The organism is Paraburkholderia sp. RL18-085-BIA-A, assembly GCF_046027075.1.
Lineage (GTDB): Bacteria > Pseudomonadota > Gammaproteobacteria > Burkholderiales > Burkholderiaceae > Paraburkholderia.
This window is the reverse complement of sequence record NZ_JARESU010000033.1, coordinates 13661-28353: the sequence shown is the minus strand read 5'-3', so window position 1 is coordinate 28353 and position 14693 is coordinate 13661. Positions and strand designations below refer to the sequence as shown.

At 62.3% G+C, this 14693-nt stretch carries 13 protein-coding genes; 3 read left to right on the top strand and 10 right to left on the bottom strand.

All coding sequences use genetic code 11. From position 1 onward, the window contains the following. Nucleotides 1-63 precede the first annotated feature (63 nt). From P0D89_RS22625 to P0D89_RS22615, 3 genes are all read right to left on the bottom strand, one after another. Nucleotides 64-573 carry a DUF192 domain-containing protein gene (locus tag P0D89_RS22625; protein ID WP_408360938.1) on the bottom strand — a complete coding sequence of 170 codons (510 nt, stop codon included), beginning with the start codon at nt 571-573 and terminating at the stop codon, nt 64-66. A gap of 145 nt (nt 574-718) precedes the next feature. After that, nucleotides 719-910 (bottom strand): hypothetical protein, encoded by a 192-nt coding sequence (locus tag P0D89_RS22620; RefSeq protein ID WP_408360940.1) that lies wholly within the window; start codon nt 908-910, stop codon nt 719-721. Between the two features lie 428 nt (nt 911-1338). Then, entirely contained in the window at nt 1339-1908 is a 570-nt protein-coding gene (locus P0D89_RS22615) for a pseudouridine synthase (RefSeq protein ID WP_408360942.1), read from the bottom strand. 340 nt (nt 1909-2248) lie between these two features. On the opposite strand from P0D89_RS22615, the gene icd reads away from it, so the two are divergent. Beyond that, complete coding sequence (icd, locus tag P0D89_RS22610) at nt 2249-3505, top strand: NADP-dependent isocitrate dehydrogenase (protein ID WP_408360944.1); 1257 nt, start codon at nt 2249-2251, stop codon at nt 3503-3505. 172 nt (nt 3506-3677) lie between these two features. On the opposite strand, the gene P0D89_RS22605 is transcribed toward icd, so the two are convergent. Continuing rightward, nucleotides 3678-3884, bottom strand: a complete 207-nt coding sequence (locus P0D89_RS22605) for a cold-shock protein (protein ID WP_007180614.1) — start codon at nt 3882-3884, stop codon at nt 3678-3680. Between the two features lie 550 nt (nt 3885-4434). Here P0D89_RS22605 and clpS point away from each other — a divergent pair. Both clpS and clpA read left to right on the top strand, forming a co-directional pair. Then, on the top strand, nt 4435-4749 hold the full coding sequence (gene clpS / locus P0D89_RS22600; protein ID WP_006050100.1) for an ATP-dependent Clp protease adapter ClpS: 315 nt from the start codon (nt 4435-4437) through the stop codon (nt 4747-4749). Next, nucleotides 4746-7043: an ATP-dependent Clp protease ATP-binding subunit ClpA gene (gene clpA, locus P0D89_RS22595; protein ID WP_408360946.1), complete on the top strand. Its 2298-nt coding sequence runs from the start codon at nt 4746-4748 to the stop codon at nt 7041-7043. The genes clpS and clpA overlap by 4 nt, the downstream gene beginning before the upstream one ends. Before the next feature lie 147 nt (nt 7044-7190). On the opposite strand, the gene dut is transcribed toward clpA, so the two are convergent. The 6 genes from dut to P0D89_RS22565 all read right to left on the bottom strand — a co-directional run bounded on the left by dut (nt 7191) and on the right by P0D89_RS22565 (nt 14589). Further along, on the bottom strand, nt 7191-7637 hold the full coding sequence (gene dut, locus P0D89_RS22590) for a dUTP diphosphatase (RefSeq protein WP_408360948.1): 447 nt from the start codon (nt 7635-7637) through the stop codon (nt 7191-7193). Nucleotides 7638-7653: 16 nt separating this feature from the next. After that, nucleotides 7654-8670 carry an LLM class flavin-dependent oxidoreductase gene (locus P0D89_RS22585; RefSeq protein WP_408360950.1) on the bottom strand — a complete coding sequence of 339 codons (1017 nt, stop codon included), beginning with the start codon at nt 8668-8670 and terminating at the stop codon, nt 7654-7656. A gap of 71 nt (nt 8671-8741) precedes the next feature. Further along, entirely contained in the window at nt 8742-9956 is a 1215-nt protein-coding gene (gene coaBC, locus P0D89_RS22580) for a bifunctional phosphopantothenoylcysteine decarboxylase/phosphopantothenate--cysteine ligase CoaBC (RefSeq protein ID WP_408360952.1), read from the bottom strand. A 114-nt stretch (nt 9957-10070) separates the two neighbouring features. Next, nucleotides 10071-10589, bottom strand: coding sequence for a signal peptidase II (gene lspA / locus P0D89_RS22575; protein WP_408360954.1), 519 nt, complete (start codon nt 10587-10589; stop codon nt 10071-10073). Next, on the bottom strand, nt 10589-13426 hold the full coding sequence (gene ileS / locus P0D89_RS22570; RefSeq protein ID WP_408360956.1) for an isoleucine--tRNA ligase: 2838 nt from the start codon (nt 13424-13426) through the stop codon (nt 10589-10591). The genes lspA and ileS overlap by 1 nt, the downstream gene beginning before the upstream one ends. Before the next feature lie 167 nt (nt 13427-13593). Continuing rightward, nucleotides 13594-14589 carry a bifunctional riboflavin kinase/FAD synthetase gene (locus P0D89_RS22565; protein ID WP_408360958.1) on the bottom strand — a complete coding sequence of 332 codons (996 nt, stop codon included), beginning with the start codon at nt 14587-14589 and terminating at the stop codon, nt 13594-13596. Nucleotides 14590-14693: the final 104 nt, after the last annotated feature.

Below are 14693 nucleotides of genomic sequence, written 5' to 3'. Positions count from 1 at the left end.
GCGCAATCGGTGAAACGAAGCGGCACGTGGTGCGGTGGCGGCGCGCGCCGCCGCCCACCCGGCTTATTGCTGAACGGCCGGCAAGCCCTGGATCTGCATTCCCGGCTTGATGCCCTTCGACGTGAACCAGCCCTTGGGCATCTCCAGCGCAAACACGCCGTTGTTCGTCGGGCAGTGGTTGTTGGTGGTCTCGGCCTGCATCTCGTCGATGTCGGTGATCGTGCCGTCCGCGCGCATGAACGCGATCGACAGCGGGATCAACGTGTTCTTCATCCAGAAGCAATGCCCGGCGTTTTCGTTGAACACGAACAGCATGCCTTCGTTCGGGCCGAGTTTCGTGCGATACATCAAACCTTGTTCACGGTCCGCGTCGTTGGCCGCGACGGCGGCGTCGATCACGAACATACCCGCAGTCAGTTTCACTCGCGGAAATTCGCTGGGCTGTTTCGCGCCCGGCGGCATCTGCTGTGCATGAGCAGGGGCGGCAGTGGTGGCGGCGAACGACAACGCGGCGAGCGGCAGTGCAACGGCAACGGCGAAACGCGCAATCAACGAGCGCATGGAAAATCGCACGGCATGACTCCTTGCTGGAAATTAACTCGCGAATGTTACGCGAGCGCGTCAAAAACAAAAAGGCAGATCGCCTTGCGGTGATCTGCCTTACAACGCCGTAAGAACGGCAATGAAGCTAGTTCTTGACTGCGTTTTTACGACAAACTTACTCCGATGCTGCCGAAGCTGCAGCAGCGGATGCTGCCTTCTTGTGCGACTTCTTGTGAGCGTGCTTCGTGGTCTTCTTTGCCGACGAAGCTGCTGCCGGAGCTGCCGGAGCTGCTTCCGGTGCCGAAGCTTGTGCGAATGCTGCCGTTGCGAAGAGGCCAGCGACCAGAGCGGCGATCAGTTTGTTCATTTTGTGAATCCTCAGCTTTAGTTAATTAACCAAATGACCCGGTTATATGTAGAGTCATGTCGGTAAACGTGCCATCCACCTTTCGGTTGACAGCCGTATCGAACAAAAATTTTTTTTTCGACACGTCTGCTTAGCGCTCAGACTCCCTGCGTTCACCGCGCGAGCGGCTTGTGCAAAGGCCCTTAAGGCTGAATGCCGGATAGCTTCGGGCGGCATCTGGGTCGAATAACGCGTGAGCTTGCGCAGCGGTTGACGCGAATTTTCCGGAAAATTTGCATCGCGACAGCGCGATGCAAATGCGGATTTGTTTCACGTTTTTTGCGCGATGGTTTCACGCGTGTTTTTGTTTGCCGATACAACGGCTTAGCTGTTTCTTTTTGCAAAGAAAAGCTGCTACACGTGACAGTTTTTGACGACAGCGCCCGGGTTCAGATGACACCTTCCCAAGGTGCCTTCGACGACAATTCGACACTCTCTCCGGGTTGAAGTCCGAGTGAAAAAATATCGAGCGCGCCGATGCCTACGCGCACGAGGCGCAGCGTGGGAAAACCGACTGCGGCTGTCATCCGACGCACCTGACGGTTCTTGCCTTCGGTGATCGATAACTCGATCCATGTGGTCGGTATCGCGGCGCGATAGCGAATCGGCGGCGTGCGTGTCCATAGTGTGTCGGTCGGCTCGACATAGTCCGCGCGGCAGGGGCGTGTCACGTAATCGCCGAGATCGACGCCGCGCGCGAGCTCCTTCAACGTGGCCGGATCGACCGCGCCTTCCACTTGCGCCCAGTAACGTTTGACGAGCTTATGACGCGGCTCGGCGATACGCGCTTGCAGTGCGCCGTCGTCGGTGAGGAGCAGCAGGCCTTCGCTGTCGGAGTCCAGGCGGCCCGCCGGATAGACGCCAGGCACCTTGACCCAGTCGGCCAGCGACGCGCGTGTCTCGTGCGGCGAGAATTGGCAGATGGTGCCGAACGGTTTGTTCAGTGCGAGAAGGCGCATAGAGGAAGTGGATCAAGGTCGCGCGGACACCGCCGCGGCTGAAGCGTCGCGAAGGCTGCAGAAAAGCCGCCGCTTTGGTGATGAATGGCGCGATGATAATGCATAAACTGAAACGGCCATTCCCATGTCTTATAAATGACATGAGAGGCAAGGGCACGGCCGGTGGCAGGTTTCGTCCATGTTGGAAAACCCCGAGCCGTTGCGGCCTCGTCGCGGCCAGCGCGTGGGCTAGAATAGCGGCCAGGCCGCTTGCACGGCGTCCGGCATTGCGCGTAGCGAGGAGCGCCCATTTTCGCAGTCTCCCATGTGCTTTCTGCACAGCCTTCACTGGAGTCCGATCATGTCGTATCAGCACATCAAGGTTCCTACCGGTGGTGACAAGATCACTGTCAACGCCGACTTCTCGCTCAATGTTTCCGACCAGCCGATCATTCCGTTCATCGAAGGTGACGGCACGGGTCTCGACATCACGCCGGTCATGATCAAGGTCGTCGATGCGGCGGTGGAGAAGGCCTACGCAGGCAAGAAAAAGATCCACTGGATGGAGATCTACGCGGGCGAGAAATCCACCAAGGTGTACGGCCCGGACGTGTGGCTACCGGAAGAAACGCTGCAGGTGCTCAAGGAATACGTAGTGTCGATCAAGGGGCCGCTCACCACGCCGGTCGGCGGCGGCATCCGTTCGCTGAATGTCGCGCTGCGCCAGGAGCTGGACCTGTATGTGTGCTTGCGGCCGGTGCAGTATTTCAAGGGTGTGCCTTCGCCGGTGCGCGAGCCGGAGAAGACCAACATGGTGATCTTCCGCGAGAACTCGGAAGACATTTATGCGGGCATCGAATGGGCCGCCGAATCGGAACAGGCGAAGAAGGTCATCAAGTTCCTGCAGGAAGAGATGGGCGTGAAGAAGATCCGCTTCCCGGAGTCGTCGGGAATCGGCATCAAACCGGTGTCGCGCGAAGGCACCGAGCGTCTGGTGCGCAAGGCGATCCAGTATGCGATCGACAACGATCGCCGCTCGGTCACGCTGGTGCACAAAGGCAACATCATGAAGTACACCGAAGGCGCGTTCCGCGACTACGGCTATGCGCTGGCGCAGAAGGAATTCAGCGCGGAACTGATCGACGGCGGTCCGTGGATGAAGGTCAAGAATCCGAAGACGGGCGGCGACGTCGTGGTGAAGGACGTGATCGCGGACGCGTTCCTGCAGCAGATCCTGCTGCGCCCGGCTGAATACGACGTGATCGCCACGCTGAACCTGAACGGCGACTATGTGTCGGATGCGCTGGCCGCGCAGGTTGGCGGCATCGGGATCGCACCGGGCGCGAATCTGTCGGACTCGGTCGCTATGTTCGAAGCGACGCACGGCACCGCGCCGAAGTACGCGGGCAAAGACTACGTGAACCCGGGCTCGGAAATTCTCTCGGCGGAGATGATGCTGCGCCACCTCGGCTGGACCGAAGCGGCGGACCTGATCATCGCGTCGATGGAAAAATCCATTCTGCAAAAACGCGTCACCTACGACTTCGCGCGGCTGATGGAAGGCGCGACGCAGGTGTCATGCTCGGGCTTCGGACAGGTGCTGATCGAGAATATGTAGAACGAAGCTATGCAGCGATGCGAACGGGGCGACCCAGTTCGCATAAAAAACCCCGGCGCCGCGAGGTGGCCGGGTTTTTTTTAGTGCCGAAATGTCCGATATTTGGGATTCGTCGGCCACAAAAAAGAAACCCGGCACGAGGCCGGGTTTCAAAGGACGGGAACGAACAGCCTCAGGCGGGTGCCTGAATGTTCGATGCCTGTTTGCCTTTCGGGCCTTGCACGACCTCGAAGGTCACCTTTTGGCCTTCCTTGAGGGTCTTGAACCCATTCATCTGGATGGCCGAGAAGTGTGCAAACAGATCCTCACCCCCTTCGTCGGGCGTGATGAATCCGAAACCTTTTGCGTCATTGAACCATTTGACCGTACCAGTTGCCATTCCAACTTCCCCTGTAACTCATGTCACTACCACGAGCCCTCGAAAAGCTCCGCGACCGCGCGAGCAGCCGCTCCCTCCTCATAAGCTCACCATCGGCATTTTTTCGAAATTATGGCTCAGTGAAAAAAGTGCCAGCTTGATTGTTGGGGCTCTTTATTCGAGTGTCAAGAAAATTTTGAGATGTCGTTGTCGCGTTGCAAACAGGCACTTTCCAGGGGTTTTTCCCGCTTCCGTTATGTGCGGTTGCGCAAGCGAGCGGTCTTGAAAAGTCGCATAATCGACTCACATGCTGTTCTAACGGCCGCCCGCCGCAGCAAGGCCAAGGCGAGCGCCATCAGCCAGCTCCGGCAGGTTGTGCGATACTCGATCCGACTGCGGTGCAACACGGCCGCGCTGCTTCACAGGATAGGGGCCGGCTCCGCAATCGGCTCGTCGAATCGCGTATGCATGGCGGGTCAATACCCCTCAGGCGGTAGCGAACGGGCTCATCGGCCGGCTGGCCGGGTTTTGACAGGATTGCGGGCCTGTCCTAGTTGTTTAGAATGGGTGTATGGCGATTATCCCGGACAAGCAGGACGGCACCGTACTGGAGCGGCAGGAGAAGAAACTCAAGCCGCCATCCATGTACAAAGTGGTGCTGCTGAATGACGACTTCACGCCAATGGAATTTGTCGTGATGATCGTGCAGGAATATTTCAATAAAGATCGTGAAACCGCAACGCAGGTGATGTTGAAGGTGCATCGCGAGGGCAGGGGAGTTTGTGGGGTCTATACGCGGGACATCGCGTCGACCAAAGTCGAGCAAGTCGTTACCCACGCACGGCAGGCCGGGCATCCGCTGCAGTGTGTGATGGAGGAAGCATGATTGCCCAGGAACTGGAAGTCAGCCTGCACATGGCGTTCATGGAAGCACGCCAGGCGCGGCACGAGTTCATAACGGTCGAACATCTTTTGCTGGCACTGTTGGACAATCCGACAGCGGCTGAGGTGTTGCGTGCATGCGCGGCCAATATCGAGGATCTGCGCCAGAACCTGCGCAACTTCATTCATGACAACACGCCTACCGTGCCCGGCACGGATGACGTCGACACGCAGCCCACGCTGGGATTCCAGCGTGTGATCCAGCGCGCGATCATGCATGTGCAGTCCACCTCGAATGGCAAGAAGGAAGTGACCGGCGCGAACGTGCTGGTCGCGATCTTCGGCGAGAAGGATTCGCATGCGGTGTACTACCTGCAACAGCAGGGCGTCACGCGTCTGGACGTGGTTAATTTCATCTCGCATGGCATCGCCAAGACGAGCAGCACGGACGCCGCCAAAGCGAGCGACGCGAATGCCGAGTCCGACGAGGCCGCCGCGCAGAAGGAAACGCCGCTCGCCCAGTTCACGCAGAACCTGAACCAGATGGCGAAAGACGGCCGCATCGATCCGCTGATCGGGCGCGAGTCGGAAGTCGAGCGCGTGGTGCAGGTGCTGTGCCGCCGCCGCAAGAACAATCCGCTGCTGGTCGGCGAGGCCGGCGTCGGCAAGACGGCGATCGCTGAAGGGCTCGCGTGGCGCATTACGCGCGGCGAAGTGCCGGACATCCTCGCGGATGCGCAGGTGTATTCGCTCGACATGGGCGCGCTGCTCGCCGGCACCAAGTATCGCGGCGACTTCGAACAACGCCTGAAGACGGTCCTCAAGGAATTGAAGGAACGTCCGCACGCGATCCTGTTCATCGACGAAATTCATACGCTGATCGGCGCGGGCGCCGCGTCGGGCGGAACGCTGGACGCGTCGAACCTGCTGAAACCGGCGTTGTCGTCGGGCACGCTCAAATGCATCGGCGCCACTACGTTCACCGAATATCGCGGCATCTTCGAAAAGGACGCGGCGCTGTCGCGTCGTTTCCAGAAGGTTGATGTGACCGAGCCGACCGTCGAGCAGACGGTGGCGATCCTGCGTGGCCTGAAGTCGCGTTTCGAAGAGCATCACGGCGTGAAGTATTCGTCGGGCGCGCTGTCGGCGGCGGCTGAGTTGTCGGCACGCTTCATCACGGATCGTCATCTGCCGGACAAGGCGATCGACGTGATCGACGAAGCGGGCGCTGCGCAACGCATTCTGCCGAAGTCGAAGCAGAAGAAGACAATCGGCAAGAACGAGATCGAGGAAATCATCTCGAAGATCGCCCGTGTCCCGCCGCAGAGCGTGTCGCAAGACGATCGCAGCAAGTTGCAGACGCTCGATCGCGATCTGAAGAGCGTGGTGTTCGGGCAAGACCCGGCCATCGACGCGCTGTCGGCCGCGATCAAGATGGCGCGTGCGGGCCTCGGCAAGCTGGACAAGCCGATCGGCGCGTTCCTGTTCTCCGGCCCCACGGGCGTCGGCAAGACGGAAGTGGCCAAGCAGCTCGCGTTCACGCTGGGCATCGAGCTGATCCGCTTCGACATGTCGGAATACATGGAGCGGCATGCGGTCAGCCGGTTGATCGGCGCGCCGCCGGGCTATGTCGGTTTCGACCAGGGCGGTCTGCTGACCGAAGCCGTTACGAAGAAGCCGCATTGCGTGTTGCTGCTCGACGAAATCGAGAAGGCGCATCCGGACATTTACAACGTGCTGCTGCAGGTGATGGACCACGGCACGCTGACGGACAACAATGGCCGCAAGGCGGATTTCCGCAACGCCATCATCATCATGACGACGAATGCGGGCGCCGAAGCGATGGGCAAGTCAGTGATCGGCTTCACGAACCGCCGGGAAGCCGGCGACGAAATGGTCGACATCAAGCGCATGTTCACGCCTGAGTTCCGTAACCGTCTGGACGCGACGATCAGCTTCCGCTCGCTCGACGAAGAAATCATCATGCGTGTGGTCGACAAGTTCCTGATGCAGTTGGAAGATCAGCTGCACGAGAAGAAGGTCGATGCGCTCTTCACCGACGCGTTGCGCCAGCACCTCGCCAAACACGGTTTCGATCCGTTGATGGGTGCGCGGCCGATGCAGCGTCTGATCCAGGACACGATCCGTCGTGCGCTGGCCGACGAACTGCTGTTCGGCAAGCTGATGAACGGCGGCCGGGTATCGGTCGACGTGGATGCGGAAGACAAGGTGCAGCTGACCTTCGACGAGCATCCGGCGCCGCGCAATCCGAATCCGGAAGCAGTGGAAGTCGAGTAAGGCGTCGAAGAAACGCGAAGTTCGCGTTTCGTTTGATCCGAAAGCAGAACGGCGCGGGTTCAACCCCGCGCCGTTCTGCTTTTTGCTTTCTGACCTTTGCGCTCCGATTCGCCTCGGCCCGCGCCTCGCGAACCGAGACAATGGCGATCAATGCTTGCCGGTGCTGCCGAAGCCGCCTGCGCCGCGTTCGCTTTCCTCGAAGTCGTCGACGATGTTGAAGTTCGCTTGCACGACCGGCACGATCACCAGTTGCGCAAGACGCTCCATCGGATTGAGCACGAACGCCGTCTCGCCGCGATTCCATGTGGAAATCATCAGTTGGCCTTGATAATCGGAGTCGATCAGCCCGACCAGATTGCCGAGCACGATCCCATGCTTATGGCCCAATCCGGAACGAGGCAGAATGAGCGCCGCGTAGCCGGGGTCGCCGACGTGAATCGCGAGACCGGTCGGCACCAGCGCGGTTTCGCCCGGCTTGAGCGTCAATGGTTCGTCGAGACAGGCGCGCAAGTCGAGACCCGCGCTGCCGGTGGTGGCGTAAGCCGGGAGTTGTTCGCGCATGCGCGCATCGAGGATCTTCAGGTCTAGTTTCATGCAGGTTGAAGTGAGGTTAGGGCGTGGTGTTTGAGCCGAGCTGGAACGCGTCGGCGAGTAGTTCATAGGAGCGCGTCCGCGCGCGATAGCTGCCCGCGACGCTCAGCACGATCAGCTCGTCGGCCTTGAACTGTTCCTGCAGCGCGTGCAGCCGTTCGCTGACGAACTCCGGCGTGCCGATGATGCTGCGCTGCTTTTCCCGGTCGATTACGAGCTGGTCGCGCTCCCCGTACTCCTGCTCGATGCCTTGTTCGATGCTCGGGATGGGTTCGTTCAGGCCATACGCCATTTGCACGCGGCGCAGATCGACGGCTTTTTCGAGGTCGGCGGCTTCCTGCTCGGTATCCGCGCAGATCACGAAGACGGCGGCGGCGAGGTACGGCTGCGTCGCTTCCGGGCTGGGCTGGAAGCGCTCACGATAAGCGAGCGCAACTCGCGCGCCGAAATGCGGGTTGATGAAATGCGCGAACGAGAAGGGGATGCCGAGTTGCGCCGCGAGCAGCCCGCCGAACTCGCTCGAACCGAGCATCCACACTTTCGGGCGCGTGTCGATCTGCGGCTGCAGCAGCACGCCTTGCGCGATGTGGCCCTCAGGCAGCGTGCCATGCATCAGGCCGAGCAGATCGGCCACCTGCTGTGGAAAAATGTCGCCGCGGTTGTATTCACCGGCGGCGACCGCTTGCGCCGTGCGCATGTCGCCGCCTGGCGCGCGCCCCACGCCCAGATCTATTCGACCGGGGAATAGCGCCTCCAGCATCATGAATTGCTCGGCGAGTTTGAACGGGCTGTAGTACGGCAGCATCACACCGCCGGAGCCGAGGCGAATGCGCCGCGTCACGCTGCCGAGACGTGCCAGCATCACCTCGGGGGCCGGATTCGCGACGCCACGCAAGCCGTGATGCTCGGCGCACCAGTAGCGTGTGTAGCCGAGGTCGTCGGCGAGTTGCGCGAGGTCGACGGTGGCGGCAATTGCGTCCGCCACCGAGCACCCGGCGATCACGGGCGTTTGATCGAGCACGGAAAGTAGCGTCATGTCAGTACGGCTCCAGATGATTCCATTCTTCAGAGCGACGCGCGGCGCCTACGTCAATACGCCGGTCCGAGTCAGCGAATCAGGCTCGTGTCGGGCAGACGCTTCGCGATTTCCGCGATCAGCGCACGTGCGAGCGTCAGCTTGTCCGCGCGCGGCAGCTTCGTTGCGCCGCCGGCTTCGAACAGGATCACTTCGTTATCGTCGAGACCAAAGGTGAGCGGGCCGAGATTGCCGATCAGCAGCGGCACGTTTTTGCGCACGCGCTTTTGTTCGCCATGCACCTCGAGGTTGCCGCTTTCCGCCGCGAAGCCGACCGCGAACGGCGGATGCGGCAGGTTCGCCACCGAGGCCAGAATGTCCGGATTCTCCACGAACGTGAAGCTCGGCAAAGCCTGTTCGGCGGTCTTCTTGATCTTGTACTCGCTCGCGTGATCGACGCGCCAGTCGGCCACCGCGGCGACGCCGATGAAGATATCGGCGTCGGCGACCGCGCGCATCACTGCATCATGCATTTGCTGCGCGGTTTGCACGTCCTCGCGGAACACGCCCCACGGCGTTTCCAGCGAGACCGGGCCGGCCACCAGGTGTACTTCGGCGCCTGCCTGTTGCGCGGCGCGGGCCAGTGCGAAACCCATCTTGCCGCTGGAGCGGTTGGTGATGCCGCGCACCGGGTCGAGCGGTTCGAAAGTCGGCCCGGCGGTCAGCAGCACCCGCCGGCCGGACAGAATCTTCGGCGAGAAGAACGACGCGATCGCTTCGTAAGTGGCCGCGGCTTCGAGCATGCGTCCATCGCCGATTTCACCGCATGCCTGCGGGCCCGAGTCGGGGCCCAGCACTTCGATGCCGTCCGCGCGCAGTTGCGCGACGTTGCGCTGCGTCGCCGGGTTTTGCCACATTTGCCGGTTCATCGCCGGGACCACAAGCAGGGGACAATCGCGCGCGACGCACAGCGTGGACAGCAGGTCGTCGGCCATGCCGTGCGTGAGCTTGGCGAGGAAGTCGGTGGACGCGGGCGCGATCACGATCGCGTCCGCTTCGCGCGACAGATCGATGTGCGCCATGTTGTTCGGCACGCGCCCGTCCCACTGGCTCGTGTAGACCGGACGGCCCGAGAGCGCCTGCATGGTGACGGGCGTGATGAATTGAGTGGCCGCTTCGGTCATGACGACCTGCACGGTCGCACCGGCCTTGGTCAGGAGACGCGTGAGTTCGGCGATCTTGTAGCAGGCGATCCCGCCCGTCAGGCCGAGGACGAGGTGTTTTCCTGCGAGTTCTGCGGTTGCCAACGAAAGCCTCCGACTAAGCGTGGTGGCGGGCAGCAGGGCGGGGCGTTGCACCCCCCGTCGCCGCATCTTTCAAAGCGGACGCAAGCGCGGACCTCAGCGCTTGCCTGAGTTGCGTTAGCGCGAGCCGCGCACGCGTCGCAACTCGTCGATCACGAGCAGGATCGCGCCGATCGTGATGGCGCTGTCGGCCAGATTGAACGCCGGCCAGTGCCACGCGCGCACGTGGAAATCGAGGAAGTCGATCACGTGCCCATACGCGAGCCGGTCGATCACATTGCCGAGCGCGCCGCCCAGGATCAGCGAAAGCGCCGTGCAGAACATCTTCTGCCCGCTATGGCGCTTGAGCAGATAGCAGATCACCAATGCGGCCACCACGCCGAGCGCGGTGAACGCCCAGCGTTGCCATCCGCCCGCCATCGCGAGGAAGCTGAACGCCGCGCCACGGTTGTACACGAGCACCAGGTTGAAAAACGGCGTGACCTCATGCGCGACGCCGTAGGCGAACACCTTCTGCACCGCAATTTTCGTCAACTGGTCGAACAGGATCACGATCAGCGCGATGCCCAGCCAAGGTGCCAGCGAACTGCCGCCGGTGGACGTTTTCAACGAGGTTTTCGACATGGTTCTCGCCATTATGCCGCGCTCCTCGCTTCACCGTTGCCGAACAGATTGCTGAAGCAGCGGCCGCACAGCGTGGGGTGCTCCGCGTTCGCGCCGACGTCCGCGCGATAGTGCCAGCAGCGTTCGCACTTCAGGTACTTCGAGGCGATGACTTCGACGCCTTCGTCCGCTTCGCCGCCGACCTTCACGACGTTCGCGGCCGACGTGATCAGCACGAACTTCAGGTCGTCGCCGAGGCTCGCAAGCGCGTCATAACGCGCGCCGCTCGCGCGGATTTCGACTTCCGCCTGCAACGACGAGCCGATCAGATTCGCGACGCGCGCTTCTTCCAGCGCCTTCGTCACGTCGCCGCGCACGGCGCGCAGCAGCGTCCATTTGTCGAGCAGCGCGCCGGCCTCCGGCACGGCCGGGAACGCGTGATACGTCTCGGTGAAGATGGTCTCGCTGTTCGGCTGGAACACCTTCCACGCTTCTTCCGCGGTGAACGACAGGAACGGCGCCATCACGCGCAGCAGGCCGTGCGCGATGTGGTACAGCGCGGTCTGCGCCGAACGGCGCGCGACGGAGTCCGCCGCGGTGGTGTACAGGCGGTCTTTCAGCACGTCCAGATAGAAGCCGCCGAGGTCTTCGGAGCAGAACGTCTGCAGCTTGGCGACCACCGGGTGGAACTCGTACTTCTCGTAGTGCGACAGGATGTCGTTTTGCAGATTCGCCGACAGCGCCACCGCGTAGCGGTCGATCTCCAGCCAGTCTTCCACCGGACGCGCGTGTTGCGCGAAGTCGAAGTCCGACAGGTTTGCGAGCAGGAAGCGCAGTGTGTTGCGAATGCGGCGATAGCCTTCGGTGACGCGCTTCAGGATTTCCTCGGAGATCGCCAGTTCGCCCGAGTAATCGGTCGACGCGATCCACAGGCGGATGATTTCCGCGCCGAGGCGGTTCGCCACTTCGTGCGGATCGATGCCGTTGCCGAGCGACTTGCTCATCTTGCGGCCTTCGCCGTCGACAGTGAAGCCGTGCGTGAGCAGCGCGTTGTACGGCGGGCGGCCGTCCAGCATCGACGCGGTCAGCAGCGACGAATGGAACCAGCCGCGGTGCTGGTCCGAGCCTTCCAGATACAGGTCGGCCGGGAATTGCAGTTCATTCTTATGCGAGCCGCGCAGCACGTGCCAGTGCGTGGTGCCCGAATCGAACCACACGTCGAGCGTGTCGCGGTTCTTCTCGTACATGTTGGCGTCGTCGCCGAGCAGTTCGCGCGGGTCGAGCGTTTGCCACGCTTCGATGCCGGCCTGCTCGACGCGTTGCGCGACCTGTTCGAGCAATTCAAGCGTGCGCGGATGCAGTTCGCCGGTTTCCTTGTGCACGAAGAACGCCATCGGCACGCCCCATTGGCGCTGGCGCGATAGCGTCCAGTCCGGGCGGTTGGCGATCATGCTAAAGAGACGCTGCTTGCCCCACGCCGGATAGAACGCGGTGTTTTCGATGCCTTCGAGCGCGGTCTCGCGCAAGGTCTTGTCGGTGTCGTTCGGCTTCACGTCCATGCCGGCGAACCATTGCGACGTCGCGCGGTAGATGATCGGCGTCTTGTGGCGCCAGCAGTGCATGTAGCTGTGCGTGTACTTCTCGGTGCGCAGCAGCGAACCGGCGCCCTGCAGCGCTTCGACGATCTGCGGATTGGCCGCCCAGATGGACAGTCCGCCGAACAGCGCGAGCGATTCGATGTAGCGGCCGTCGCCCATCACCGGATTGATGATGTCCGAGTCGGCCATGCCGTGCGCCTTGCACGACACGAAGTCTTCCACGCCGTACGCCGGTGACGAGTGCACGACGCCCGTACCGGTTTCGGTCGTCACGTAGTCGCCGAGATAGACCGGCGCGGTGCGCTTGTAAGCCGGGTGCGCGGATGCGAGCGGGTGATTGAAGCGCAGGTTGACGAGCTTCGCGCCCGGCGTGGTGGCGACGATCGTGCCTTCCAGTCCGTATTGCTTCAGGCACGCTTCGACGCGCTCCTGCGCGAGGATCAGCAGGCCGCGCGGCGTGTCGACCAGCGCGTAGACGATTTCCGAATGCAGGTTCAGCGCCTGGTTGGCGGGAATGGTCCACGGCGTGGTGGTCCAGATCACGATGCCGCCTTCGTCGCGCGGCAGTGCATTCAGCCCGAACGCTTGGGCGGTCTTTTCCGGCTCTGCGAAGCCGAACAGCACGTCGATGGTCGGGTCAGTCTTGTCCTTATACTCGACTTCCGCTTCAGCGAGCGCCGAGCCACAGTCGAAACACCAGTTGACCGGCTTCAGGCCGCGGAACACGTAGCCCTTTTCCATGATTTTCGCGAGGGCGCGGATTTCGCCGGCTTCGTTCGTGAAGTTCATCGTCTTGTACGGGTTGTCCCAGTCGCCGAGCACACCCAGGCGCCGGAAGCCGACCTTCTGCTTCTCGATCTGTTCGGTCGCGTAGGCACGCGCCTTCTGCATCACTTCGGCCGCCGGCAGCGACTTGCCGAACTGCTTTTCGATCTGGATTTCGATCGGCATGCCGTGGCAGTCCCAGCCCGGCACGTAGACCGCGTCGAAGCCCGCCAGATTGCGCGCCTTGACGATCATGTCCTTAAGAATCTTGTTGACCGCGTGGCCGAGGTGGATGTCGCCGTTCGCATACGGCGGCCCGTCGTGCAGGATGAACTTCTTGCGGCCACGGCTGGCGGCGCGGATCGTCTCGTAGACCTTGCGTTCCTGCCATTCCTTGACCCATTGCGGCTCGCGCTTGGGCAGGTCGCCGCGCATCGGGAACGGCGTGTCGAGCAGGTTCACCGGGTAGCGTGACTGCGGTTTCGAATCGGCTTTCTTGTTGCTCATGATGTGGTCGCGGTGAATTCGTTCTATGCGCAGCGGGGCGCGGGTTGCGCGCGATGCGCGAGGGCATTGTTGGGCGCGCCCGGCAGGCATGTCGTGATCCACGGCCGCCTTTCGATGCGCGCAGCGACGGTACGCGTGGCGCCAGGCGCCCGCCCGTACCGCGGCGGCTATCTAATTCGGTCGGTGGCCGAGGTGGCGAAACTGGCGGAACGGCTGCCCGGCGTGCCGGCGCCGATGGCCGCGAACCACGCGCGCGCATTGGCGACGTCGCGCGCGATGGCGGCGGTCAGCGTTTCGAGGTCGACGTACTTCTCCTCGTCGCGCAGCTTCTTCAAAAATTCGACGCGCACGAGCTTGCCATACGCGTCGCCGTGCCAGTCGAGCAGGTGAACTTCGAGCAGCACGCGGCCGGAGTCGTCGACGGTGGGGCGCAGGCCGAGGCTCGCGACCCCCGGCAGCGGTTCCTCTGCCACGCCGTGCACCTGCACGACGAAGATGCCGGCGAGCGCCGGACGCTTGTGGGCGATCGGCAGATTGAGCGTGGGGAAACCGAGATCGCGGCCGAGCTTCATGCCGTGCACGACGTGGCCGCTGATCACATAGGCGCGGCCCAGCGCGGCACGGGCAGCGTCGAGGTCGCCTGCCACCAGCGCCGTGCGCACGCCCGAGCTGGAGATGCGCGCACCTGACGGATCGGCGACCGTGGCCATCTGCTCGACTTCGAAGCCGTACTGCTGGCCTTCAGCCTTCAGCGACGCGAAGTCGCCCGCGCGTTTCGCGCCGTAGCGGAAGTCGTCGCCGATCATCACCCAGCGCGCATGCAAGCCGTTCACGATGATCCGCTCGACGAAGGCGTCCGGCGACTGGCTCGCGAACGTGTGATTGAAGTGCTCCACCACCACCCGGTCGACGCCGTTGGTGCGCAGCGCCTCCAGCTTGTCGCGCAGCATCGCGATGCGCGGCGGCGCGCCGGCCGGATTGAAGAATTCGCGCGGGTGCGGCTCGAAGGTCATCACGCAGACGGGCAGGCCGCGCGCATCGGCGGCCGCGCGCACATGGGCGAGCAAAGCCTGATGGCCGCGGTGGACACCGTCGAAGTTGCCGATGGTCAATGCGCAGGGCGCACGGCTTTCGGCATTGGGAAGACCGCGGAAGACTCTCACGATAACGGATGGCAGTAGGGTGGCCGGGATGCCGCAAAACAAACGATTATAAACGCTCGGCGCAATGGACGGCTCTCGCGTCGCGGTTTGGATGTTGCCGAATG

What these genes read in the sequence shown, in the direction of transcription:
- P0D89_RS22620 (WP_408360940.1), bottom strand. Translation starts at nt 910, where the DNA reads ATGAACAAACTGATCGCCGCTCTGGTCGCTGGCCTCTTCGCAACGGCA.
- P0D89_RS22615 (WP_408360942.1), bottom strand. Translation starts at nt 1,908, where the DNA reads ATGCGCCTTCTCGCACTGAACAAACCGTTCGGCACCATCTGCCAATTC.
- icd (WP_408360944.1), top strand. Translation starts at nt 2,249, where the DNA reads ATGTCGTATCAGCACATCAAGGTTCCTACCGGTGGTGACAAGATCACT.
- P0D89_RS22605 (WP_007180614.1), bottom strand. Translation starts at nt 3,884, where the DNA reads ATGGCAACTGGTACGGTCAAATGGTTCAATGACGCAAAAGGTTTCGGA.
- clpS (WP_006050100.1), top strand. Translation starts at nt 4,435, where the DNA reads ATGGCGATTATCCCGGACAAGCAGGACGGCACCGTACTGGAGCGGCAG.
- clpA (WP_408360946.1), top strand. Translation starts at nt 4,746, where the DNA reads ATGATTGCCCAGGAACTGGAAGTCAGCCTGCACATGGCGTTCATGGAA.
- dut (WP_408360948.1), bottom strand. Translation starts at nt 7,637, where the DNA reads ATGAAACTAGACCTGAAGATCCTCGATGCGCGCATGCGCGAACAACTC.
- P0D89_RS22585 (WP_408360950.1), bottom strand. Translation starts at nt 8,670, where the DNA reads ATGACGCTACTTTCCGTGCTCGATCAAACGCCCGTGATCGCCGGGTGC.
- lspA (WP_408360954.1), bottom strand. Translation starts at nt 10,589, where the DNA reads ATGGCGAGAACCATGTCGAAAACCTCGTTGAAAACGTCCACCGGCGGC.
- ileS (WP_408360956.1), bottom strand. Translation starts at nt 13,426, where the DNA reads ATGAGCAACAAGAAAGCCGATTCGAAACCGCAGTCACGCTACCCGGTG.